General features: G+C 63.6%; 21 protein-coding genes. 13 read left to right on the plus strand and 8 right to left on the minus strand.

What is annotated here, in order from left to right:
* Nucleotides 1-169: 169 nt before the first annotated feature.
* The 6 genes from N7568_RS14470 to N7568_RS14495 all read left to right on the plus strand — a co-directional run bounded on the left by N7568_RS14470 (nt 170) and on the right by N7568_RS14495 (nt 6,255).
* Nucleotides 170-1,459 (plus strand): adenylosuccinate synthase, encoded by a 1,290-nt coding sequence (locus N7568_RS14470; protein ID WP_261610491.1) that lies wholly within the window; start codon nt 170-172, stop codon nt 1,457-1,459.
* A 267-nt stretch (nt 1,460-1,726) separates the two neighbouring features.
* Nucleotides 1,727-3,184 carry an MFS transporter gene (locus N7568_RS14475; protein ID WP_261610492.1) on the plus strand — a complete coding sequence of 486 codons (1,458 nt, stop codon included), beginning with the start codon at nt 1,727-1,729 and terminating at the stop codon, nt 3,182-3,184.
* Nucleotides 3,185-3,193: 9 nt separating this feature from the next.
* A complete protein-coding gene (locus tag N7568_RS14480; RefSeq protein ID WP_261610493.1) occupies nt 3,194-4,063 on the plus strand; it encodes an SMP-30/gluconolactonase/LRE family protein in 870 nt (289 codons plus the stop codon).
* A gap of 200 nt (nt 4,064-4,263) precedes the next feature.
* Nucleotides 4,264-4,638, plus strand: coding sequence for a MarR family winged helix-turn-helix transcriptional regulator (locus N7568_RS14485; RefSeq protein WP_261610629.1), 375 nt, complete (start codon nt 4,264-4,266; stop codon nt 4,636-4,638).
* The gene (locus N7568_RS14490) at nt 4,635-5,897 is read left to right on the plus strand and encodes an MFS transporter (RefSeq protein WP_261610494.1); all 1,263 of its coding nucleotides are present in this window, start codon (nt 4,635-4,637) and stop codon (nt 5,895-5,897) included. Before N7568_RS14485 ends, N7568_RS14490 begins: the two co-directional genes overlap by 4 nt.
* A 124-nt stretch (nt 5,898-6,021) precedes the next feature.
* The gene (locus N7568_RS14495; protein WP_261610495.1) at nt 6,022-6,255 is read left to right on the plus strand and encodes a DUF6480 family protein; all 234 of its coding nucleotides are present in this window, start codon (nt 6,022-6,024) and stop codon (nt 6,253-6,255) included.
* A 13-nt stretch (nt 6,256-6,268) separates the two neighbouring features.
* On the opposite strand, the gene N7568_RS14500 is transcribed toward N7568_RS14495, so the two are convergent.
* A complete protein-coding gene (locus N7568_RS14500; protein WP_261610496.1) occupies nt 6,269-8,017 on the minus strand; it encodes an L-aspartate oxidase in 1,749 nt (582 codons plus the stop codon).
* Nucleotides 8,018-8,088: 71 nt separating this feature from the next.
* On the opposite strand from N7568_RS14500, the gene N7568_RS14505 reads away from it, so the two are divergent.
* Nucleotides 8,089-9,030, plus strand: coding sequence for a LysR family transcriptional regulator (locus N7568_RS14505; RefSeq protein WP_261610497.1), 942 nt, complete (start codon nt 8,089-8,091; stop codon nt 9,028-9,030).
* Nucleotides 9,031-9,036: 6 nt separating this feature from the next.
* Here the strand turns inward: N7568_RS14505 and N7568_RS14510 are convergent, their stop codons facing one another.
* Nucleotides 9,037-10,023 carry a malate dehydrogenase gene (locus N7568_RS14510; RefSeq protein ID WP_261610498.1) on the minus strand — a complete coding sequence of 329 codons (987 nt, stop codon included), beginning with the start codon at nt 10,021-10,023 and terminating at the stop codon, nt 9,037-9,039.
* Between the two features lie 288 nt (nt 10,024-10,311).
* Between N7568_RS14510 and N7568_RS14515 the strand changes: the two genes are divergently transcribed.
* Complete coding sequence (locus N7568_RS14515; RefSeq protein WP_261610499.1) at nt 10,312-11,589, plus strand: flavin-containing monooxygenase; 1,278 nt, start codon at nt 10,312-10,314, stop codon at nt 11,587-11,589.
* Between the two features lie 111 nt (nt 11,590-11,700).
* Here the strand turns inward: N7568_RS14515 and N7568_RS14520 are convergent, their stop codons facing one another.
* Genes N7568_RS14520 through N7568_RS14535 form a run of 4 tightly spaced genes read right to left on the minus strand, consistent with a single transcriptional unit; the run spans nt 11,701 to nt 15,398 of the window.
* Nucleotides 11,701-13,119, minus strand: coding sequence for an aspartate ammonia-lyase (locus N7568_RS14520; RefSeq protein WP_261610500.1), 1,419 nt, complete (start codon nt 13,117-13,119; stop codon nt 11,701-11,703).
* 41 nt (nt 13,120-13,160) lie between these two features.
* On the minus strand, nt 13,161-14,318 hold the full coding sequence (locus N7568_RS14525) for a M20 family metallopeptidase (protein WP_261610501.1): 1,158 nt from the start codon (nt 14,316-14,318) through the stop codon (nt 13,161-13,163).
* Nucleotides 14,308-14,979, minus strand: coding sequence for a DUF1028 domain-containing protein (locus N7568_RS14530; protein ID WP_261610502.1), 672 nt, complete (start codon nt 14,977-14,979; stop codon nt 14,308-14,310). Before N7568_RS14530 ends, N7568_RS14525 begins: the two co-directional genes overlap by 11 nt.
* Complete coding sequence (locus tag N7568_RS14535) at nt 14,976-15,398, minus strand: RidA family protein (protein ID WP_105694094.1); 423 nt, start codon at nt 15,396-15,398, stop codon at nt 14,976-14,978. Before N7568_RS14535 ends, N7568_RS14530 begins: the two co-directional genes overlap by 4 nt.
* A 133-nt stretch (nt 15,399-15,531) precedes the next feature.
* Between N7568_RS14535 and N7568_RS14540 the strand changes: the two genes are divergently transcribed.
* Nucleotides 15,532-16,446, plus strand: a complete 915-nt coding sequence (locus tag N7568_RS14540) for a LysR substrate-binding domain-containing protein (RefSeq protein WP_261610503.1) — start codon at nt 15,532-15,534, stop codon at nt 16,444-16,446.
* Nucleotides 16,447-16,659: 213 nt separating this feature from the next.
* Nucleotides 16,660-18,021: an MFS transporter gene (locus N7568_RS14545; RefSeq protein WP_261610504.1), complete on the plus strand. Its 1,362-nt coding sequence runs from the start codon at nt 16,660-16,662 to the stop codon at nt 18,019-18,021.
* 100 nt (nt 18,022-18,121) lie between these two features.
* On the opposite strand, the gene N7568_RS14550 is transcribed toward N7568_RS14545, so the two are convergent.
* Entirely contained in the window at nt 18,122-18,745 is a 624-nt protein-coding gene (locus N7568_RS14550) for a TetR/AcrR family transcriptional regulator (RefSeq protein ID WP_261610505.1), read from the minus strand.
* A gap of 108 nt (nt 18,746-18,853) precedes the next feature.
* Nucleotides 18,854-20,830, minus strand: a complete 1,977-nt coding sequence (locus N7568_RS14555; protein WP_261610506.1) for a primary-amine oxidase — start codon at nt 20,828-20,830, stop codon at nt 18,854-18,856.
* A 117-nt stretch (nt 20,831-20,947) separates the two neighbouring features.
* Between N7568_RS14555 and N7568_RS14560 the strand changes: the two genes are divergently transcribed.
* From N7568_RS14560 to N7568_RS14570, 3 genes are all read left to right on the plus strand, one after another.
* Nucleotides 20,948-21,436: a hypothetical protein gene (locus N7568_RS14560; protein ID WP_261610507.1), complete on the plus strand. Its 489-nt coding sequence runs from the start codon at nt 20,948-20,950 to the stop codon at nt 21,434-21,436.
* Complete coding sequence (locus tag N7568_RS14565; protein ID WP_261610508.1) at nt 21,433-22,929, plus strand: aldehyde dehydrogenase family protein; 1,497 nt, start codon at nt 21,433-21,435, stop codon at nt 22,927-22,929. The genes N7568_RS14560 and N7568_RS14565 overlap by 4 nt, the downstream gene beginning before the upstream one ends.
* 173 nt (nt 22,930-23,102) lie before the next feature.
* Nucleotides 23,103-24,530 carry a purine-cytosine permease family protein gene (locus N7568_RS14570; protein ID WP_261610509.1) on the plus strand — a complete coding sequence of 476 codons (1,428 nt, stop codon included), beginning with the start codon at nt 23,103-23,105 and terminating at the stop codon, nt 24,528-24,530.
* Nucleotides 24,531-24,534 lie beyond the last annotated feature (4 nt).

A 24,534-nucleotide genomic window follows, 5' to 3' on the forward strand; every position in this document is an offset into this window, starting at 1 on the left:
ACAAGAGAAACCGGTGCCATCGGCTAAACTTGGCTGGTAAGAGCCCCGAACTCTTGCGTATGCCGGCCCCCGTGGCAGGCTGCACCGGTAATGTCGGGGCATTCTCATGTACGGCGCCGAGCCCCAGTTATCCTTCTGGGGCCAGCCCGAAAGAATGGGGGAGGATCCCATGCCCGCTATCGTGATCGTCGGAGCCCAATGGGGCGACGAAGGCAAAGGCAAAGCAACCGATCTGCTCGGTGGCCGCGTTGACTACGTGGTCAAGCCCAACGGCGGTAACAACGCCGGGCACACCGTGGTTGTTGGCGGTGAGAAGTATGAGCTGAAGCTCCTTCCCGCGGGCATCCTGAGCCCCAACGCAATTCCTATTATTGGCAACGGCTGCGTGGTGAACCTCGAGGCCCTGTTCCAGGAAATCGATGGCCTCGAAGCCCGCGGCGCGGACACGTCCCGCTTGCGCGTCTCGGCCAACGCCCATTTGGTTGCCCCGTACCACCAGGTCCTGGATAAGGTGACCGAGCGCTTCCTGGGCAGCCGCGCCATTGGTACCACCGGCCGCGGTATTGGTCCTGCATACATGGACAAGGTGGCCCGCCTGGGCATCCGCGTCCAGGATGTTTTTGACGAGTCCATACTCCGCCAGAAGGTGGAAGGCTCGCTGCGCCAGAAGAACGAACTCCTGGTCAAGGTGTACAACCGCCGCGACATCTTGGTGGACGAGATCGTGGAGTACTTCCTGTCGTTCGCGGAGCGGTTGCGCCCGTTGGTCATCGACAGCACGCTTGAGCTCAACAACGCGCTGGACGAGGGCAAGGTTGTCCTCATGGAAGGCGGCCAGGCGACGTTCCTGGACGTCGACCACGGCACCTACCCGTTCGTCACCTCGTCCAACCCCACGGCCGGCGGCGCGTCCGTTGGCTCGGGCATCGGACCCACCCGCATTTCGCGGTCCATCGGCATCATCAAGGCGTACACCACGCGTGTTGGCGCCGGCCCGTTCCCCACGGAACTCTTCGACGAGATGGGCGTGTACCTGCAGAAGACAGGCGGCGAGTTCGGTGTAAACACCGGCCGTCCCCGCCGCTGCGGTTGGTACGACGCCGTCCTGGCCCGCCATGCTTCCCGCGTCAACGGTTTCACGGACTACTTCGTCACCAAGCTGGACGTCCTCACGGGCATCGAGCAGATTCCGGTTTGCGTTGCCTACGATGTTGACGGCGTCCGCCACGACGAAATGCCCATGACGCAGACCGAGTTCCACCACGCAGTGCCCATCTTCGAGTACTTCGACGGCTGGACCGAGGACATCACCGGTGCCCGCACCCTGGAGGACCTTCCGGAGAACGCCCGCAATTACGTGCTGGCGCTCGAGAAGCTTTCCGGCACTCGCTTCTCGGCGATCGGCGTCGGCCCGGACCGCGACCAGACGATCGTGGTCCACGACCTGATCAACGACTAGCTTTACTGCCGCCTCGACTGCGGCGGACTGGATTTACGACGACGGCGGGTCACCTCGGTTCCTCACGGAACCGCACGGTGGCCCGTCGTCGTTTCTTCGCGCCGTGCCGGGCTTGTAACCTCGATCTTGCACGGACGTGGGTTGCCGGGCGTCGAATCGGCCACCGCGGCGGAGGCCCGAACTCTCCCAGGGGCCGGGACTAATTCGTCATCTGGAGGGGTTACGCCATGTGGACCAAGCCGGTGATGACGATGGGAATGTGAGCGCATGAGCACAGCAACTGACGAAGGAGTCGGGTTCCGCTCCCGGCGCGGACCCATTCTGGTTGCTCTGATGCTCGCCACCGGCCTGGTGGCGATCGATGCCACCATAGTGGCCACGGCAGTGCCTTCGATCGTTGAGGACATCGGTGGTTTCACCTCCTTCCCTTGGCTCTTCTCCGCGTACCTGTTGGCGCAGGCCGTCTCAGTACCCGTCTACGCCAAGCTCTCGGACGTCCTGGGCCGTAAGCCGGTCATCCTCCTCGGGATCGGGCTCTTCCTCCTCGGGTCGATCCTCTGCGGCGTGGCGTGGAGCATGCCGGCACTCATCGCTTTCCGGGTGCTTCAGGGCCTCGGGGCAGGTGCGGTCCAGCCTGTGGCGATCACTATTGCAGGTGACATCTACACGCTCGCTGAGCGGGCGAAGGTGCAAGGCTACCTCGCCAGTGTGTGGGCTGTGTCGTCGGTTGTAGGGCCAACGCTGGGCGGCGTCTTCGCGTCACTGGGGATCTGGCGGTGGATCTTCCTCATCAACATCCCGCTGTGCCTGCTGGCGGGTTGGATGCTGATCCGTACCTTCCACGAGAAGGTGGAGCGTACCAAGCACCGCATAGATTATCCGGGGGCGGCGCTGCTGACGGTTTCGTTGAGCCTGCTCATTCTCGGGGCACTCCAGGGTGGTCAAGCCTGGCCCTGGAACTCGCCTATCAGCATCGGCGTTTTCGCCGGGGGAGCTGTGGTGTTCATCGCGTTCCTCCTGGTCGAGAGGAAGGCAGCGGAGCCTATCCTGCCCATGTGGGTGGTCTCCCGCCGGCTGCTGGCCACAACGGCGTTGGTCGCGTTCGGGGTGGGTGCTGTGATGCTGGGGCTCACTTCCTACGTCCCCACGTTCCTCGAAGGTGCCCTGTCCACCTCACCGCTGCTGGCCGGTCTCGCCCTGGCGGCCTTGACGCTGGGTTGGCCAATCAGCGCTTCCCAGGCCGGCCGCTTCTATCTCCGTATCGGGTTCAGGAGTACAGCCATCATTGGCATCGTGGTCACCGTTATCGGATCGGCGGTCCTTGCCCTGACCGCCTCATCGCCCAACATTCTCCTGGTGGCGATGTCCTGCTTCATCGTCGGGCTTGGCTTGGGGCTGGTAGCAACCCCGAGCCTCATCGCCGCCCAGACCAGCGTCGAATGGAACGAGCGGGGCGTTGTCACCGGGACGAACCTTTTTGCGCGCTCCATCGGCAGTGCCATCGGCGTGGCCGTGTTTGGCGCAGTAGCCAACTCCATCTATGCCAACGGTCCAAGCGGTGGTCCGGATCCGCACACTACGGTGTCGGCGTCGTCAGCGGTCTTCCTGGCGGTGCTTGTCAGCGCAGTGCTCACCGTGGTGGCGGTGCTTGCCATGCCTGCTGAAAGCAAAGGCCGAATCGCAGATACGGCGTCGAAGGCCAGCGCGGAGCCTGCCAAGGACTAGTCTCGAGGCATGGAAAATCCGCTCGCAGGCACCCTGGAAAAGTTGTTTGAAGGCACCGTGTGGGCGGAGGGTCCTGTGTGGATTCCGGAGTCGCAGACCGTTCGCTGGAGCGATATCCCCAACAACCGCATCCTGGAGTTCGATCCCGCCACGGGTCGGGCCCGTGAGTACGCCACCGCCGTCGAATACACCAACGGCCGGACGCTGGACCGCGATGGCAGTGTGGTGCAGTGCAGCCACGGCCGCAGGCGCGTTGAGCGGGACCACGACGGCGTGGTGACAGGCATCGTCGATACGTTCGGTGGCCATCGGCTCAATTCGCCCAACGATGTGGTGGTGGCCGGCGACGGCACTGTCTGGTTTACGGACCCGCCGTACGGGATCCTGCCTGGTACAACCGAAGGTCACGAGGGCGAACAGGAATACGGTGGCTGTTACGTGTTCCGCTTCGATCCGGAATCGGAAGAGCTTACGCCGGTGGTCACGGACCTTGTTCACCCCAATGGTTTGGCTTTTTCTCCGGACGAATCGCTGTTGTATGTGGCTGACACGGCAGGTCCGGGGCTCGGGGTGCCGTTGCGGATCGCTGTCTATCCGGTTGACGGCGGCGGGTGCGGGGATGGTCGGACCTTCGTTGAGCTTGAGGACAACGCAGCCTCGGACGGATTCCGCGTTGACGTCGAAGGACGCGTGTGGACGTCCGCCGGGTCTGCGGTGCGGGTCTACGCGCCCGACGGTGAGCTGCTGACCGCCGTCGACGTTCCGGAAAGAGTCTCAAACCTTTGTTTTGGCGGAGCTGACGGCGCCGATCTGTACATCACTGCGACGTCATCGCTCTACCGGCTGAGGACGTCTACGCAGGATGCCGCGGCGAGGTAAAGGAGGCGCTCATGACATTCATGGACAAGGCCCAAGGGAGGGGAGCATAATAGTTAGCAGAGCTAATTAGCATTGCTAACCATTATTTCCATCTCAGGAGGCGCCTCCCTTTGACCACGGCCAGCGAAACCCCCACCACAGCGAGCGAGCCGGAAGGCATCAGTCCGGATGCCTTGGCCATCGACCTGCGAACTGCCGTGATGCGCACATCGCGACGTCTCCGCATCGAAGCAACGGGTGATGTCATCACCCCCGGTCAGTACACGGTGTTGGTGCACTTGAATGGTGCCCCGCAGACACTCCGGGAACTGGCGGAACGCGAGCATGTCCAGGCCCCCTCAATGACACGCATTGTGAATGCCTTGACTGACCAGGGCTTCGCCACCCGGCAGGCCCATCCCGGAGACGGGCGTCAGGTCCACATCAGCATCACTCCAGCGGGACAGGAAGTCCTTGCGGAGGCGCGCAGCCAACGGACCGCCTGGCTGGCCCAGCGCGTTGCAGGACTCAGCGAGGAGGACCGACTGACGCTCAGCCGCGCCGCGCACATCATGCAGGAAATGAGCGCCAAATGAGTGCCATGTTCCGGGCGCTCGAGAACCCCAACTACCGGGTTTGGGCGGGCGGTGCGCTGGTTTCCAACATCGGTACCTGGATGCAGCGCGTCGCCCAGGACTGGTTGGTCCTGACTGTCCTCACCAACCACTCCGGTACGGCCGTCGGCATCACCACGGCCCTTCAGTTCCTTCCCATGCTGCTGCTGGGGCCCTATGCGGGCGTGCTTGCCGATCGGTACCGCAAGCGCGTGATCCTGCTGTGGACCCAGACCGCGATGGGGGTCTGTGGGTTGATCCTGGGCCTGCTGGTGGTCACGGGCTGGGCGCAATTGTGGCATGTCTACCTCGCCGCCCTTGCACTCGGAATTGCTGCGGCGATCGACGGTCCGGCCCGGCAGGCGTTTGTCTCCGAACTCGTAGGACCGGACAAAATTTCCAATGCCGTGGCCCTCAATTCCGCATCCTTCAACAGTGCCCGGCTTACCGGCCCAGCCATTGCCGGCCTGCTCATTGCGTGGATCGGCACAGGCCCGGTGTTCCTCATCAATGCGGTGAGCTTTGTGGCGGTCATCATTTCACTCTTCCGGGTGAAGCTCTCCCAGCTTGAGCCGAGCACTCCAGTGGTGCGCGGCAAGCATCAAGTGGTGGATGGCCTGCGCTACGTTCGGCAGCGTCCGGACCTGGTCCTCATCCTTGTCATGGTGGGGCTGCTGGGAGCCTTCGGCATGAATTTCGCTGTCACGAACTCGCTGATGGCCACCGCTGAATTTGGCATGGGGCCTGAAGAATTTGGACTCCTCGGTTCCATCATGGCCGTGGGAACACTCGCCGGCGCGCTGCTGGCCGCCCGACGATCCGGCCCCCGGCTGCGCTTCATGCTGGGAGGTGCCTTGACCTTGGGGGCATTCACCCTCCTGGCCAGCATCTCGCCAACGTTTTGGATCTATGCGGCGGTCCTCATCCCGGTGGGCCTCGCATCCATCACGTTCCTCAACAGCTGCAACACCACTATCCAGTTGTCCGTGGAACCCCAGTTCCGGGGACGGGTCCTGGCGCTGTACCTGGCCATCCTGCAAGGGGGTACGGCGATTGGTGCGCCCCTCATGGGCTGGATCGGCACGGAGTTTGGTGCTCGATGGGCGGTGGCCGCTGGAGGAGCTATCGTCCTCGCCACCGGCGTGGCATCGGTGATCCTGGTCAGCCGTCGCAGCCAACGCACCATCCGCGATCAGGTACGTGCCGCGTGGCTCCGAAGGCGCGCGACGCAGGCTTCCTGAGGCCCCGGCAAACGCAGGCCGACGACGGCGGCGGGAGGCTTCCGCCGCCAGCGGCCCCTAGGCGTGCTGCGCCCGGCCCGATACGCTGAACAAAAGCACAGCCGTGCTATCAAAGGGAGTTACCGTGTCAGGAAGCAACCCCGATCCTTACGAGGACAAGATCACTGGGCTGGAACCCGGAGGGGGCGTTCCACCGGGAGAGACGCCTCCCGGGGAAGCCTCGACCGCTGGGCCACAGGGCCACGATGAGGGCGGGCCGAGGAAAGGAACGCAGGTCTTCTGGCTGGCGGCGATCGGTGCGGGCGTCCTCCTGTCCTTGCTCTATTTCATCGGCTACATCGTGGGGTTTTTCGACTAGGCGGCGTGGTGTTCTACTCGACGAGCTTCCCGGCGACGGAATCGTCCGCGTTGGCCTCGGCCAGGGCACGGAAGGAATCCGGAGCTGGAGGCAGACTTTCGAACCTGACGCCCTCATCTGTGGACCAAACAAAGTTCCCCTGCAGTGAGGGATCTGCCGTTGGGAAGTCAGCACGGTTGTGGGCGCCGCGGGTTTCGCGGCGTTCAAGGGCGCACTCAAGCGTGGCTCGTGCTGCCAGCAGGGAACCGAGCAGGTCGTAGGCGTGGGCCAGGTCATCGAACCCTGCGATGTCCGGATGGGCGGTAACCAGCTGGGCGCGCTCTTCCAAAGCGGTCAGCTTGGCGAGTCCTTGTTCCAGGCCCTGTTCGGTGCGCACCACCCCGGCGTGTTCGGTCATGAGGTTGCGCAGTTCACGCTGCAGCCGCCGGGCGGACTCTGTTCCGCGTTCACTGAGCAGTGACTGCATTTCCCCGCGGGCTATTGCGACGGCGGCGGCATCCCGGACGATATGGGTGCGCGAATGGACGTAGCGGGCAACATGCTCGCCGGTGATACGTCCGTAGACGAGGAGCTCAATCAGTGAATTCCCGCCAAGGCGGTTGGCGCCGTGCAGCCCGGAAGAGGCCTCGCCGATTGCGTAGAGGCCGTTCACGCCCGTTCCGTGGTCCTCCGGTGCAACCCAGACCCCGCCCATCGAGTAATGAGCGGTAGGCGCAATTTCGATTTTTGTGGTGGTGATGTCCAGCATCTGCAGGTCGATCAGGGTGCGATAGACCCGTGGCAGCTTTTCCATGATGGTTTCCCGCGGCAGGTGGGAGACGTCCAGATACACGCCGCCCTTCTCGGTCCCGCGACCTTCCGCGACTTCGGTGAATGCGGCCAGCGCAACCCGGTCCCGGGTGGAAAGTTCCATGCGCTCAGGGTCGTAGCGTTCCATGAAGCGCTCGCCGAGAGCGTTGGTGAGGATGCCTCCTTCTCCACGCGCGGCTTCGGAGACCAGCGTCCCGGCCGCGTCGTCGGGCTCCAAGAGGCCGGAAGGGTGGAACTGGACCAGCTCGGCGTCGCGGATTCGGGCTCCGGCCAGGGCGGCCAGCCGGAAGGAATCCCCGGTGTTCTCATCTCGCCGGGACGACGTGTGCCGCCAGATGCGGGTATGTCCGCCTGCGGCCAGGATGACCGCATCTGCGTGAATTTGCACGGGGGTGCCGTCAACTATGTCGAATCCGTAAGCACCGAAGACGGTGCCGTCGGCGACGAGCAACCGGGTGATGTAAACGGTGTCGATGACCGGCACGTTCAACTCTGCGGCCCGGCGCATCAGCGTGCGCTGGATCTCCAACCCGGTGTAGTCCCCTGCGTAGGCGGTGCGGCGATACTTGTGCGCGCCGAAGAAGCGCTGCGAGATGCGGCCATCTTCCTCCCGGGCGAACGGCATGCCCCACTGTTCAAGGTCCTCGATGCCCCGGGCCGCATTGCGGGCTACTGTCTCGACGATGGACGGATCGGCCAGGAAATAGGACTCCCGCAAGGTGTCGGCGGCGTGCTGCTGCCAGCTGTCCTCGGGGTCCATGGTGCCCAAAGCGGCATTGATGCCACCGGCGGCCAGGCTCGTGTGGGCGTCATGCTTGCGGCGCTTGCCCACCGCCAGCACCTGCACGCCTTGTTGGGCGAGTTCAATGGACGCCCGCAGGCCGGCGCCGCCAGTGCCGATGACCAGCACGGTGGTAGACATAAGGCGTTCTGGAATCGTGTTGAGGTTCATGGTCCCCACGCTAGAAGGAACAGCATCATGTCTCCAATGAATTGTTCGAGTCAAGTCGATGCGTTTACGCTATGACCATGAAGCTAGAGCAGTTACGCTCCTTTGAGACGATCGCCCGGGTGGGCCATTTCACACGCGCGGCCGAGCAACTGTTTCTCGCGCAACCTTCCCTCAGCAGGCAGATCGCAGCACTTGAGGCCGATCTTGGAATGGCCCTTTTCCACCGCGGACCGTCCGGAGCGACTCTGACCAATGCGGGGGAGCTCCTCCTGCCCATCGCCCGGCGCATGCTCGGTGACGCGCAGACCGCGCGGGAGCAGATGAACGAGCTTGCAGGGTTGCGCCGGGGTCGCATTCGTCTGGGTGCTCCACCTACCCTGTGCGTCTCACTGGTGGCCGATGTACTGGCCGCATTCCGAAGCGCGCACCCCGGAGTGGAATTGCACATCACTGAAGGCGGCTCGCGCTTCCTGGTTGGCGCCCTCCACGAAGGCGCTTTGGACCTGGCTCTTGTCGTCACCCGCGGAACGGACCCCGCCGTGCAGGGCACTGAACTGGTTCCGTTGCTGACGGAGGAGCTGGTGGTTGTCTCCGCCTCCGGATCAGCGACGCCGGAAGAACTCACCCTGGAAGAGTTGGCGCGCATTCCGCAGGTGGCTTTCAACCGAAGCTATGACCTGCGGATGGCTACCGAGGCTGCGTTCTCCGCCGGCGGCTTGGAGCCCGTGATCGCCGTCGAAGGCGCCGAGATGGACGCCGTGCTACGGTTCGTGGAACGGGGACTGGGTGTGGCGGTGGTGCCGGCAATGGTAGTCATCGGTCGGCCCGGACTCCGCAGTACCCGCCTGGTCAATCCTTCGCTGACAAGAACAGTCAACCTGGCCCGACGCAACGACATTGGACCCTCAGCAGCCGTTGCAGCAATGCAGGAGTTCATCTTCAGCACAGTGGACCGGCTGGCGGCCCCTGGAACCGACCTTGCACGGCTGGTCACGCCAACAGCACGTCACTGAGGGATATCAGATCAATCCGAGATCAGCCACGGCAGCTCGCTCGTCGAAAAGCTCAGCGGCTGTAGCGTCCATCTTCCTGCGGCTGAAGTCGTTCACTTCCAGTCCTTCAACAATTTCCCAGTTTCCGCCTGAGGTGGTCACTGGGTATGAGTAAACAAGACCTTCGGGCACGCCATATGATCCGTCGGAGGCAACGGCCATCGAAACCCAATCGCCCTCGGGGGTGCCGAGAAGCCAGTCGCGGGCTGCGTCGATGGTTGCCGATGCCGCCGAGGCCGCAGAGGATGCGCCCCTGGCCTCGATGATCGCTGCGCCTCGCTGAGCGACCGTCGGGATGAAGTCATTCTCAATCCAGTCTTGATCGTTCACCACCTCGGCCGCGTTTCTGCCGGCTACCTCCGCGTTAAAGATGTCCGGGTACTGCGTTGCAGAGTGATTGCCCCAGACGGTCAACCTGCGGATCTCCCGGACCGGGACTTGTGTCTTTCGAGCAAGCTGGCCGAGGGCACGATTATGATCCAGCCGGGTGAGGGCGCTGAATCGTGTGGCGGGGATGTCCGGCGCGTTGCTCATGGCAATCAAGGCGTTCGTGTTGGCCGGATTGCCAGTCACACCGATACGGACGTCGTCGGCCGCGACACGGTTGAGAGCCTTGCCTTGCGCCGTGAAAATAGCACCATTGGCGCTGAGCAGGTCGCCGCGTTCCATGCCCTTGGACCGCGGACGGGCGCCAACAAGTAAAGCCAAGTTGACGCCGTCGAATATATGGTCGGCGTCATCGCCGATTTCCACCGAATCGAGCGCGGGAAACGCGCAGTCATCGAGCTCCATCACAACTCCCTCGAGGGCCTTCAATGCCGGCGTGATCTCCAGGAGCCGGAGTTGTACCGGAGTGTCCGGGCCGAAGAGGGCACCGCTGGCGATCCGGAACAGAAGGCTGTAGCCGATCTGGCCCGCCGCGCCGGTCACCGCGATCTTGATGGGTCTGCTCACGTGACGTTCTCCTTATCGATTTGATACACCGAAGGGCTTTGCAAGCTGTATGTCATGGTGCCACAGAGCTGTGGTTGCCAGTAATGGCCTGCGCTCGAGTCGCCAAGAGTGTCATCAGAATTTCCGATGTGGTTGTGCGGTTTTATTCGCTATGCAGATGCACTTTGTGCACGTGAGAATGAATTAACCGTCACAGAAAAGGGCCACAGCGTCCGTCATTTCAGCCGATGCTCCCAACGACGGGAGCCGTCGATCCGCGCTGTGACCCATCGCTAAATAGGAGAACACATGTCAAGCCAAGAGGTTGAGGTCCTCGTCGTCGGTGCAGGCCAGGCCGGGGTAGCGATGAGCGAGCACCTGAGCGAGCGGGGAATTCCCCACATCGTGCTGGAACGCCACCGCATCGCCGAGCGGTGGCGTTCAATGCGGTGGGACTCCCTGGTTGCGAATGGGCCGGCCTGGCACGACCGGTTCCCGGGCCTGGAATTCACCGGCATGGAACCCGGTTCGTTCCCCTCCAAAGAGCAGGTGGCAGACTACTTCGTGGCCTATGCAGAGAAGATCGGGGCGCCCATCCGCTGCGGCGTGGAGGTCAAATCCGTGCGCAGGAACGTCGGCGCACCGGGCTTCCAGGTGCAGACTTCTGACGGAGAGTTCAACGCCCGCTATGTCGTAGCCGCCACGGGGCCGTTCCAGCGGCCGGTGATCCCCGCCGTCGTACCCGAAACCGCCGGCGTGATGCAGATGCACTCAAGCTCGTACCGCAACCCGGGCCAACTGCCCGAAGGTGCGGTGCTGGTGGTCGGGGCTGGGTCATCGGGCGTGCAGATCGCGGCGGAAATCCAACGCTCCGGCCGCCAGGTCTTCCTCTCGGTAGGGCCGCATGACCGTCCGCCGCGGAACTACCGGGGCCGGGACTTCTGCTGGTGGCTGGGGGTGCTCGGCAAGTGGGACGCTTCCACTCCGGCAGCGGGTGCAGAGCATGTGACCATCGCGGTGAGCGGGGCAGACGGTGGCCATACCGTTGACTTCCGTGCGCTCGCCGAGAACGGAATCAAGCTCGTGGGACGGACCACTGCGTTCGACAACGGAACAATGCGTTTTGCGGATGACCTCCGCACCAATATCGCGAACGGTGATACCCACTACCTGGAGTTGCTCGACGAAGCCGACGCTTACGTTGAACGCAATGGCCTGGACCTCCCGGAAGAACCCGAAGCCCGCCTCCTCCGGCCTGACCCGGAGAGCCTCACCAACCCCATCCGCGAGCTCGACCTCGCCGGCGCCGGCGTCACGTCGATCGTGTGGGCCACAGGTTTCGCAGTGGACTACAGCTGGCTGCAAGTGGACGCCTTCGACGAGAAGGGCAAGCCGTTGCAGCAACGCGGTGTGTCCACCGAGCCAGGCGTGTACTTCCTGGGGTTGCCGTGGCAGTCACGACGGGGCTCAAGCTTCATCTGGGGCGTCTGGCACGATGCCAAGTACGTTGCCGATCAGATCACCATCCAGCGGAGCTATCTTGTGCACAACGAGCAGGACGCGCTGGTGGCGAGCGGAGCGGTCTAGCGCCGGAAGAAACCAGACACACCAGACAAACCAGACAAACCAGACAAACCAGACAAACCAGACAAAAGGGACCATGCCTGTCAGGCATGGTCCCTTTTGCTGTTTGGTGTCTCAGCCGAGCCCTGCCAGCGACCTGGCGGAAAGGGCCGCCTCCATCCTCTGCGGATCAAGCAGTCCGCGCTCCAACACGAGTTCCGCGATGCCCCGATGGGACGCGAGGGCTTCCTTGGCAAGTTCCGCCGCGGCCGCATATCCGATCAAGGGTGCCAGCCCGGTGACCACGCTGATCGACTCGATCATGCGTTGCTGCAGCACCTGCGTGTTCGCGGTGATGCCGTCCACGCAGTGCGTCCGGAGTTGGCGGCAGGCCACCGTGAGCCAGGCGATCGACTCCAGCAAGGCGTCAGCGATGACCGGCTCGAACGCATTGAGCTGGAGCTGGCCGGCCTCCACGGCCATGGTCACCGTCGCGTCGGCGCCGACAACCCGGAAAGCGACCTGGTTGACCATCTCCGGGATCACCGGGTTCACCTTGCCGGGCATGATGGATGACCCTGCCTGCACTGCGGGCAGGAAGATTTCCCCGAAACCCGTTTGCGGACCGGAGGAGAGCAATCGAAGATCGTTGCAGATCTTGGAAAGCTTCACTGCTGCCCTCTTCAAGACACCGGAGACGAGCATGAAGACGCCCGTATCGCTGGTGGCCTCCACGAGGTTGGTGGCAGAGGAGAGCTGCAGACCGGTGATGGAGCTGAGCTCGCTGATCACGGCGTGCCGGTATTCCGGGGAAGCTGTGATGCCGGTGCCGATGGCCGTGGCTCCCAGATTGGATTCCCGCAGGTGGGGCAACAGTTCCAGGAGCCGTTGGCCGTCTTCGCGTAGCGTTTCGGCGAACGCGCCGAACTCCTGGCCCATGGACATGGGGACGGCATCCTGGAGTTGGGTCCGGCCCACCTTGATGATGCCGGCGAACTCGGCGGCTTTGGCATCGAATGCTTCGATGAGCCTGCCGTGTTCGGCGCAGAACCAAGAGATTTCCCGCTGCAAGGCGATCTTGATGGCAGTGGGATACACGTCGTTGGTGGATTGGCTGCGATTCACATCGTCAATAGGGTGCAGTGCGGCGTAATCGCCCTTGGGGTGCCCCATGATTTCCAGGGCGCGGTTCGCAATGATCTCGTTGGCGTTCATGTTGGTGCTGGTCCCGGCTCCGCCTTGGATGGTGTCCACTACGAACTGGTCATCCAAATGGCCGTCCATGACTTCCAGGGAAGCCTTTTGAATCGCTGAGGATTTGTCGGGATCCAGAAGGCCCAGGCTTTCGTTTGCCCGTGCCGCTGAGTACTTCACGGCACCCAGGCTCCAAATGAGGGAACGCAGGGTGCCGATTGTTCGTCCGCTGACGGGGAAATTGTCCACCGCTCGCAGCGTGCTGATGCCCCAGTACGAAGCCTCGGGGACGTCTGCGTCCCCGAGGCTGTCGTGCTCTCGTCGTACTCCCGGGCAGGGAGAGGTTACTTGTTCGGTCATTGTCCTGTTCCTGAAAATGCTCACGACGCCGGACTCCCCGGCTATGCAGCCAAATAGTCCAGCGCCGTAAGCGCCAAGGCGGTTGCGCCGTCGTGAATGGCAAGGTTGGCTGCGTCGCCGACGCAATGCGCGGCGAACTCGGGTTGGTGGTTGGCTGCAGGGAAGCAGCCGAGTCCTATATAGGGGTGGATGGCCGGGACCACTTGGGACACATTGCCCATGTCCGTTGAGGCGCGGTTCATGGTTGCTTGCTCCGGAGGTGCGTCGAAGTCGCGGCCCAGGGCTTTCGCATGCCTGACGTACAGCTCCAGCGCCCGCAGGTCCGTGCGGAACTCCGAATAGGGTTCCGATTCCGGGGTCACCGACAGCTCGCAGCCCGACGCCAGGGCTCCGGCTTCGAAGCACCGGTGCACGCGCTCTTCGAGCTCGCCCAACTGCGCGAGTGATTCGGCCCGGACGTACCAGCGGCCTTCTGTTTTCTCAGGTATGGCGTTGGGCGCTTCACCGCCGCGGGTCTGGATCCCATGGACACGGGTACCGGCCGGCAATTGCTGGCGGAGGAGTCCCAACGCCACCTGGGCAACTATGAACGCATCGTTGGCATTGACTCCCTGGTCGGGATAGGCGGCAGCATGAGCTGATTTACCGCGGTATTCCACATGGTTGTGGGCCACGGCGTAGGGGCGGGCCTCGGCGGAATCGACGGGACTGGGATGCGCCATCATGGCCAGGTCCAGGCCCTGGAAGGCACCCTTCTTCAGCAGCTCGATCTTTCCGCCGCCGCCTTCCTCCGCGGGGGTTCCGTAGAGTTCCACGGTCAGGTCCCGCTCGGCGGCAAACTCTGCCAGGGCCACCGCGGCACCACACGAGATGGCGGTGATGATGTTGTGGCCGCATGCATGGCCAAGACCTGGAAGGGCGTCGTACTCGGCCATGAGCCCGATGCGACGGGAGCCCGTTCCAAACACCGCACGGATGGCAGTGGGGAAGCCCAAATACTCTCTTTCCACCTCAAAGCCGTGCGCGGCGAGATAGTCGGCGGTCCAGGCCGCCGCGCGGTGTTCCTGCCAGCCGAGCTCCGGGTTGGCGTGGAGCGTCCCGGAGAGCTGGATCAGCTCCGGCTGCTGTTCGGTGACGGAATCAAGCACCCGCTGACGCTGGACAGCGGCATCCACGGGTGTCACTGCTTCAGCGCTCATCGCCAGCCACTCCATAACCGACGGAAGCGGCGGGGTCCAGGCCCCGGACCACGTAGTCATGCCGCTGCGGAAGCCACACCCCCAGGAGGTTCTCCAGTTCGGTCATCGGGTCCTCATGCCAGTCCACACGCAGGTCCGTGTCCCGCCAACCGTGTCCGGACACCACCGAGATACCCGCTGACCGCACTGGTCCGGCCTCACCGCCTGCTGCTTCGGCGGCTCGCAGGGCGGCCATGAGGCGCACTTCCAGCTCGCCGGAGGCGGCTTCGAACGCGTCGCATAGGGCCTGGGCAACTCCCGAATGTGCCAGCATATTGCCCGCAGCTACACTGTTCGCTCCCCGGCCTTCGCCAAACACGCCAAGGGTATGGGCTCCGCTGAACACTGCGGATCCGCCCTTGCCATCCAGGACCACCAGTTGCCGGTAATCCACCGATGGTGACTCCTGCACGACGGCGTCGATCGCCTCCTGCGCGGAATAGCCGGCTTGCAGGCGGTCCAGCAACGCCGTTCCCAGCCGGGGGTCTGTGATGTTCTGGGAGCTGACGGCGCCGATCCCGTCGCGCAGGTGCGCGCACCGCGCGGCCACGGCGGGGGAGGACGAGGAGACCGCCATGCCGAACCTGCCGTGGCCGTCCGTGGCGGCAATGCTGAACGTCACTGCTGTCCCTCCGTGGAGAGCACTGCAGTGGCGTCAATTTCCACGAGCCATTCCGGGCGCGCCAAGGCCTGGACGACTATCCCGGTGGACACGGGGAACACGCCCTTGAGCCAGCGGCCCATGGTTCGGTAGACGGTTTCGCGGTAGCGGGGATCGATGAGGTAGACGGTCACCTTGACGATGTCTTCCAAACTGCTGCCGGCCTCCTTGAGCAACATGTCGATGTTGGCCATGGCCTTCTCTGTCTGGGCTTCGACGTCGCCGATTCCTACTGATTCCCGCGTCTCCAAGTCCTGTCCGATCTGGCCACGGAGGTAAACCACACCATTGGCCACCACTGCCTGGCAGAGGTCGTTATCCAGGTTCTGTTCGGGATAGGTCTCTTTGGTATTGAACGTGCGGATACGCTGGTGCTTCATGTCGCAGCTTGCCTTTCAGTCCTGTAAGCCGGGTGCTCGTATCCTTCAGCTTCCTGTGGCGTGCTAAATCTGTCCAACAGTTCTTTTAGAACGGTTGCATCGACTTTTCTGATGCACGGTGTAGTCTCGTGGCATGGATGTGACCCTCACGCAGTTGCGCTATTTCGTCGAAGCCGCGGCCCAGTTGTCCATGACAGGGGCGGCCGTGCGTTTGAATGTGGCGCAGTCGGCAGTATCGGCCGCGATTGCCCAGCTGGAGCGGCACGTCGGAACGCAGTTCTTTATCAGGCAGCGCTCCAAGGGCCTGGTGCTGACTCCGGCCGGTGAGCTGTTCGTCAGGGATGCCCAGGCCATCCTGGCGCAGGTAGAGGAAAGCATCGATCACGCGCGGGGTGAACACCAGAGTGTTGCCGGGCGAATCCGGATTGCCTGCTTTAGTACGCTGGCCCCGTTCCTGCTCCCCGGGGTGCTGACCAAATTGAGGGAGGACCACCCTGCCCTTGAGACGGAGGTCATCGAGACCGACACCTCGGGCTGCATCAGTGCGCTGCTCAGCGGGCAGGCTGATCTGGCCCTGTGCTACGACCTGGACCTGCCGGAGGCAATCGCCAGCTCTGTGGTGGACACTGTCCGGCCTTACGTGGCGCTGCCGCCGGATCACAGGCTGGCGGGGTCAAAGAGCGTCTCGCTGTCTGCGCTGAGCGGCGAATCCTTTGTGCTCCTGGACCTGCCGCACACCCGGGATCTCATGCTGTCCATCGCGCGCCTCGGTGGCCAGGAGCCGGACGTCAGGTTCCGCTCGGCCAGCTATGAAACCGTGCGCACGTTCGTCGCACGGGGCCTCGGCTATTCCATCCTGCACCAGCGGCCACAGCATCAGTTGACGTACGACGGCGGCCGCCTCGCCGCCGTCGAAATCCGCGACGATGTGCCGGAATTGAAGACAGTCCTGGCGCACTTGAAGTCCCACCGCCCCACGGCGAGGGTGCGGGCCGTTGCGCAGGCAGTGAGGCACCAAGTCGTCGCCGCCCGCTCGGCCCGAGCTTAGGTCAGCCCCTCCCATTCATCTGCTGAATAGATGCACTTGGTGTTAAAAATCTATTCGACAGATCATGTTCCCGCGTCCGAAAATGGTTACACCAGCAAACGGGCGTGACTCAAGTCACGTGTTCTGGTGGCGCAGTCCCAGGTCGGTCAACGTCGACCACCGCAGGCTCGCTCTCCCCATCCCAGCATCGGATCTTTTCCTCCAGGAGGAACTGTGAACACCAATAACAACGAGGGGCAGATCAGTCGAAAGGGTTTGCGCACCAGTGTTGCCGCCGGTTCCATCGGCGTCTTTGTCCACTGGTTCGAGTGGGCCATCTACGCCTATCTCGCTTCCACCATCGCCGTGGTCTTCTTCCCCCAGCAGGACAGCACCGCCGCGCTGTTGTCAGTCTTCGCCGTCTTCGCCATCAGCTTCGGCGTCCGGCCCCTGGGCGCGCTGGTCTTCGGCACGCTCGGCGACAGGATCGGCCGCAAGAAGACGCTGTCCATCGTGATTCTCTCCATGAGCGGCGCCACGTTGGTGGTAGGACTCTTGCCCACGTACGACGCAATCGGCCTGTGGGCACCCATACTGCTGGTCGCTGCCCGCGTGGTCCAGGGCCTCGCGGCTGGCGGCGAGTTCGGCAGTGCAGCGGCTTTCCTCGCCGAGTATTCGCCCCGGAAACACCGTGGCTTCGGCGTCAGCTGGCTTGAATTCGGAAGCCTTCTCGGTTTCCTGGCGGCCTCGTTGGTGGTCTTCGTGCTCTCCAGCGCCATGGACGCCCAAGCAATCGCCGACGGCGGCTGGCGCATTCCCTTCCTGATCGCGGTTCCCTTGGGAGTGATCGGCTTCTACATCCGTTCCAAGATTGAAGACACCCCGGAATTCCTTTCCCTGGAGGAACTGGGCAACGTCCCGCAGAGTCCCGTCAAGGAGGTCCTCACCAAACATCGGAAGCAGCTCCTGCAGATGAGCGGCCTGGAGATCATGATGCATGTGACCTTCTACGTGGTGCTGGTCTACCTCCTGACCTATCAAGAGAAAGTACTGGGGTTCGACGCCGGCACGGCCGCGCTGCTTTCCACCGCAGCTTCCGTGGCGGGCCTGATTCTCGTCCCGTTGGTGGGCGCGCTGTCCGACAGGATCGGCAGAAAGCCGCTCCTGATCACGGCCGCCATTTCGCTTGTGGTGCTGGCCTACCCGTTGTTCCTGATCATGCAGGCCGGCACAGCCTGGGCCGGCATCGTCAGCACCATCGGACTCGGCGTCATCCTGGCCCTCATCCTTGGCGTTCATGCCGCCGCGGCTGCCGAACTCTTTCCCACCCGCACCCGGCAGACGGGGCTCTCCATCGCCTACAGCCTTACGGCGGCCATCTTCGCCGGCACGGTGCCCTACGTCCTGACCTGGCTCATTGCCCAAACCGGCAACGACATGATGCCCGCCTTCTACCTCATTTTGGTTGGCCTGATTGGGTTGGCTGCCGTGCTGAGCATGAAGGAAAGCAAAGGCAAGGATCTTCTCAGCGGGGACGACGTCACGGCTCTACCCGGTGCTGTGGCCACCAAGGAAGCGCCGCCGATCCGCCTCTGACGCAACTGAACCGGCGCCACTGAAATTCGCACCACTGAATTCCGCACAGCTGAATTCGTACAACTGAATTCGGACAACCAGGCAGGAACCGCAGCCCGGCTCAGGATCTGAGCCCGGGCTGCGCCTGTTTCCGGGCGGCCAGCCTCGCCAGCGCACGCTCCACCAAATGCCGCTGCCGGGAACCCGTCACGGCATCCGGATCGAGCATGGACGTGACGTGCAGCCCCATCATGATGTTCAGCAGCTCGTCGGCAACCGCATCCGGGTCAACCAAAGGTTCGCATTCGCCGTCGTGCTCCGCCTGGGCGAGGAAGCCCATCACCAGGCCACGCCAGTGCAGCAAGGCCTCCCTGCCGACGGCGCGCAGCGCGTCTTCCGTCTGGGCGCGCTGCCAGAAGGAGACCGCTACCCGGGCTTCAACCACTGTGAGGGGGTCGGCCGGGATGATTTCCAGGCACAACCTTCTAAGGGCGGAAAGTCCCCGGCGTCCGGCCGTGCCGGCCGCGATGCGTTCGTTGGTTCGCTCGCAGATCAACTCGTAGGAGGCCAGCAGCAACGCGTCCTTGTTGGGGAAGTAGTGGGCCAGTACGCCCGGCGCCGCATAACCGCACTCCCTTGCGATGTCACGCATGCTGGCGTTCTCGATGCCTTGGCCCGCGATCAACCGCCACGTGGTTTCGATGATGGAACGGCGCCGTTCCTCGTGATCAACCAAGCGGGGCATGGTGCTCCTTCGTTCGCGGGGTCCATGGCTGGGACCGTGAGCACACTACCACCGCGGGAGCGCGGCTGCGCGTCCCGCGGCGGTGAGCGGTGCTCCGTGTGGCCCGCTTCAGTGCGCGCAGTGGCCGGGTTCGGAATGCCCGACGGCGGTACCGCAGTGGCCCGCAGCCGATGACGGCACGTTGAGCGTGGGATTCTCGTCGAAGAAGCCGTGCGGCTTCAGCGTGAATCCCGTGGTGTCAACGGGCATAATCGGCCAGTCCTCCGGGCGGGGGAAGTGGGTCAGGCCAAAGGAGTGCCACACCACGAGGTCTTGGCCATCGATGTCGCGGTCCTGGGCAACATAGCTGGGAAGCCCGGCACCTCCGGGGTGCTGGTTGACGAAGTCGCCCGCGGCGTAGAGCTCATCCTCAGCGTGCTTCGTGACCCACAGGTGGTGCTTGGCGAAAGCGGCCCGCGAGGCGATGGAGGAATCATCCGCCATGGCCAGCGTGGGGTTGCCTTCCGGGTAGAGGGTGTAGCCCACAGGGTGACCCAGGTGGTTCAACGAGTCCGGGTTGCTGATGTGCCACACGCGTCCCTTGGCTCCATCGGCGTCGCGGACTGCCTCCGATTCACGGGTCAACGCCGTGCGCTTCTGCGTGAAGGCGTTGCCATGCGGGTTTTCCGGTCCCTTCGGGAGGCGCACGAGGTCCAGTTCCTCAACGCGGTTCGTGGCGCCGTCGATCATCATGTCCAGCCGGGCGCTGAAGAGGTGCTGGTGGTAGGGCGCGCCAAGGCCGGGAGCGATCTCCGAGGCGTACGCGTAGTCCTTGTCCGAGAGCGCGGCAGTGAACACGATGCCCGTGGCCTTGGCCTCAAATTCGATGGTGCCGTCCAAGTAGAGGTACCAGTAGAAGCCGTAATCGTAGTTGCCCACGGTGGTGAAGAAGGAGACCACCAGGCGGCGGTTGCGGCGAACCTCGTTGGATCCGGCCCACTCATCCGTGTGCTTCCACAGGATTCCCGCGTCTTCCTCGTGGATGCAGATGCCGTTCTCTATGGTTCTCGGATTGCCGAAGTCATCGGCCACCACGGGGGACATGTAGGTGATGTCGCCCAGGCAGTCGCATCCAAGCTTGAGCGAGTTGGCGTCCCGGCCCACCAGGTACTCGCCGGAATCGAAGTAGTTCTGCCAACTGCGGTAGGGGGAAGGGTCGCCGTAGGGGACCACCATTTCGGAGATGGATGCGCGATGGACCACCGGGCGCCGGCGTCCCTTGTGCGAGTGGTTCAACTGGTGGAGCACCAAGCCTTCGCGGGCATCGAAGCCAACACGCAGGTCCCAGCCGGCCCAGGAAAGGTGATTGCCCTCAAGGGTGAAGCTGGGCCCTTCGGGTTGGGTGATCTCGATCGGTTTCAGGTCCGTGCGGTGCTCGCCGTGAATCGTGGGGTCGGTGTAGTTGCCATTGACCTCCGGAACTGGAACGGGACCGTCGTCGATCAGGTGGTTGACGCGGCGGTTTTCCACATCCACGAAGGCCACCAGGCCATCAATGGGGTGGGCCCACGGGTGGTCTGCGGCGTGGTCCTGGCGGAAGCCGAGGCCGCGTAGCAGCCGTTTGCCTTCCTCGTTCCCGTACTCGAAGACGCCTGCTGACAGGGGAGCGACGCGGACTTGGGCCGGGGTCAAGCCCCGGCTGGCAAGGGCTGCGTTCCACTGTGGGTCTACGGCAAGGATGTCCTCGATGAGCCCGAATTCCTCGAGAAGGACCGGCAACTGGCCATCGACGGCGGGATTCAGTTCGCGCTGGTCGAGCACCAAGCCGGTGGTCAGGGACAGGCGGACATCGAGGGAGCGGGACAGTGCAGCGTCCCAGAGCATGGCCCGGACCAGGCGGGCGGCGTCCGCAGCGGGTCCGTGGAAAGCGGTCTTCGGCGGTTCGATAAGGCCGAGATAGGCGAAGCGGGTGGTGTCTGCAACGAGGCCTGCATCTGCCAGGATCCGGCGGGCCTGCTGAATTTCCTGTGCCGAGAGCTGCTCAAGCGGGTGCTGCCCCTGAGGAGCCTGCGTCGTTGCGGCCAAGGGGGTGGTCTGAAGGGTCATGGCACTTCCTGAAGTCGATTTTTGATGGTACAACTGTTCAACCAACGCTTTGATGTTACCCACCTCACAGGCTGGCGTAAAGCCCTCAACCCAACGTCGCCGGCGGCCAGGAGAACCATGAACCAGCAATCCCGCCTACCTTGGCGGCGCGGGATAACCATGCCCGTTCCCGCGGGCCTCGTAGGAGTCTCCGCTGCGGGCAGCGCTGCAGCGCACCTGGTGGCGGCGGGGATTGGTCCGGCCGGCGTGATGGCTTGGTGGATGGCGGCCATGGGGGCTGCCTGCTTGACCTGTGCCGCTCCCATGGTGGGCTTTCCCAGCCGACGGTTGCGGCTCTGTGCCAGGCGGGGGACACCGCGAGCCGCCGGTCACCTCCTGGCCATGAGTGCAGCCATGATCCTCATTCACCTGGTCATCCTGTTGGGACCTGGCGGCGGGCATCATGGCTTGGCCCACGACCCCTCCGCGCCGGACCACCAGCCAGCCATGCTCACCCTCATCGGCGTTGAACTGCTTTGCCTCATGGCCGCTTCGGCAGCCCTCCGCATGACCCGTACCTCAACACCACCCCCGGAATTGAAACCCCACACCCAGGAGTCACCATGAACACCACCTCCACCACGCTGTCCCTCGATTGGCACGGCCGTGCCAATGCCCTGGCGATCGACGGCAGGGCATTCGTCGACGGTCGCCGGGCAGTGGCAGTCGGACAACTCACACGCCCCACCATCAGCCCGATTGACGGCCGCGTTCTGACGGAATTGAGCTCTTGCGGCCCGGCCGACGTCGATCGTGCAGTGGCCGCTGCCCGGCGGGCTTTCCCGTCGTGGTCCCGGCTGGGGGCCGACAATCGAAAGGGGCTGTTGCTGGCGTTGGCTTCCCTGATGGAGCGGCATGCCGACGAGCTGGCGCTCCTGGAGACGCTGGACAGCGGCAAGCCCATTCTTCAAACCACGACCGTAGATGTTCCCGGCGCCATCTCCACGCTGCGCTGGTACGCGGAGGCAGCGGACAAGCAGAACGGGGAACTACCCGCAGTTCCGCCCGGTGCAACCGCGATGGTGACACGCGAGCCCCTGGGCGTGGTGGCGGCCATCGTGCCGTGGAACTTCCCCCTGGAAATCGCTGTGTGGAAACTGGCTCCGGCGCTTGCCTCCGGGAATACCGTGGTGCTGAAGCCGGCCGAGCAGACTTCCCTGAGCGTGTTGCGGCTTGCGGAATTGGCCACCGAAGCCGGGCTCCCGGATGGCGTGCTGAACATCGTGACCGGCACAGGCCGGGAGGTAGGGGCAGCTTTGGCGCACCATATGGACGTTGATGCCTTGGCTTTTACGGGCTCCACTGCCGTCTCGCGCACCCTGCTGGAAGCCTCGGGCCGCAGCAACCTCAAGCGGCTCAGCCTCGAAGCGGGCGGCAAGAGCTCCAACATCATCTTTGCTGACACGGCAGACCTGCCTGAAGCGGCAGCCAAGGCTGCCTTCGGCGCCTTCTACAACCAGGGCCAGGTCTGCTCCGCGAACTCACGGATCCTGGTGCAGCGGGATATTCATGACGTGTTCGCGGCCTTGTTGGCAGAGGCGGCGGCCGGCTATCGACCCGAGGATCCGTTGGCCGGTTTGGCGGGCAATGGCGCCCTGATCAGCAGCGCCCACGCGAACGACGTCGAAGGCTGGATTCGGCGCGGCCGCGCCGAAGGTGAGGTGCTTTTTGGCGGTGGGCGGCGCGAGATCCATGGCTCTGATGCGTACCTGGAGCCCACGTTGTTGGGTGGTCTTGAGTCCGACCATGATGTCCATCGCGAAGAGATTTTCGGTCCTGTGGCTGTTCTCCACCCCTTCGACACGGAGGAAGAGGCAGTTCTGTTGGCCAATGCCACCGACTACGGATTGGCGGCGTCCGTGTGGACCTCCGACCTGTCCCGAGCCCATCGGGTAGCGGGAGAGTTGCTCGCCGGAACCGTCTCCGTGAACACGGTGGATGCTTTGGGGAACACCACGCCCTTCGGGGGCTTCAAGCAGTCCGGCTTCGGGCGCGACTTGTCGTTGCACGCCTTCGACAACTACACCGCGCCGAAGACCACATGGATCCAGTTCGGCTGATGATGTTCATCTGGAAAAGCGTTGATATGCATCATGATTCCATGGTTTACGTGATGCAGTTCACAAGCCTAGGCTGGGCCTGACAGCAGACCCGGTTAGGCGCCGAAGGGCTTTGGGGAAGCCCGCCCACCAGAATCTGCCAGCATCCTTACACCGTCTTAAGGACACCCTCCATGAAATCGATGCTTCGCTCCCGCCTCTTCGAAATAGAACAAGAGTCCATCGCCCCCATTCCGCCCGAGGCCCGGCACGGCCGCTCCAGGGAGCTTTTCACCATTTGGTTCGGCATGAACATGACACCCCTCACAGTGGTTACCGGCGCCACGGCCACCACGCTGTTGGGCCTTCCCATGCTCAGCTCCATCATCGCGATCCTCATCGGCCACGCGCTCGGTGGAATCGGCATGGCACTGCACGCAGCACAGGGACCGCAGCTCGGTGTCCCGCAGATGCTGCAGGCCCGCGGCCAATTCGGTTCGCGGGGTGCAAGCTTGATCGTTGCCGTGGCGATCCTCATGTTCGTGGGCTACTTTTCCTCGAACCTGATTGTTTCCTCGGATTCAATCACTGCTCTCCTGCCGGAAGCCAACGGAACAGCCATGATCATCGGCTGCGCTGTCCTCAGCTTCGTCATCGCGGCGTTCGGCTACAACCTGGTGAGGAAAGTGACTGCCCTGGGCGCCTACGTGGTTGGCGCCTTGGTGCTGGTTTCGTTCGCAGCCCTCCTTGCCAGCGGTGACTTCTGGGGCCAGGTGAACCACGGCGAATTCACGTGGACCGGCTTCCTCGCCATGCTGGCCATCGGCATCGTGTGGCAGCTGACCTACGCTCCGTATGTTTCGGACTACTCCCGGTACATGCCTGCCAAGTCGGGCACCAAGGGAGCCTTCTGGGGCACTTACCTGGGCTGCGTGACGTCCAGCGCGTTGCTGATGATTCTCGGCTCGGGAGTGGGGATAGCCGTAGCCGGCGTGGACACGATGACCGGGCTTCACGGCATGCTTGGTCCTGGACTCGGAGCCGCCGTTCTGGTGGGCTTCGCGCTGGTAGCTGCTGCCGGAAACTCCGTGAACGCCTATTGCAGTGCGCTGTGTGCCCTGACCTTGGTGGAAACGTTCTTCAGCGGATGGCGACCCGGAGCGAAAGCCCGGCTCGTGACGTCAATGGTCCTGCACGTCCTCGGCGTGACCTTGGCCCTGGCGGCGGCAACCAGCTTCGCCTCCTCCTACTTCAGCTTCCTCAGCGTGCTGCTTTACGTGCTCATTCCGTGGTCCGCGGTGAACCTGGTGGACTACTACGTCGTCCGGCACGGCTCGTACGCCGTAGACGAGTTCTACGCAGCCGATGGTGGCCGTTATGGCCGTTGGAATGCCGGCTCCCTGATCGTCTTCGCCGTTGGCGTCCTCGCGCAGGTCCCCTTCATGGCTACGCCCTTCTACACAGGAGCGGCGGCTGAAGCCATGGGCGGGATCGACATCGCCTGGCTGGTTGGCCTCGGCGTCAGTGCGCTGGCGTATATCGTGATCGCCCGCACCGCCCCGGCGCTGGTGCGCCTGGATGCTGACCACGGCCCCATCGAACCCCATCTCCTTGGAAAGTAACAAC

This window comes from Paenarthrobacter aurescens (assembly GCF_025421775.1).
Classification (GTDB): Bacteria; Actinomycetota; Actinomycetes; order Actinomycetales; family Micrococcaceae; genus Arthrobacter; species Arthrobacter aurescens_B.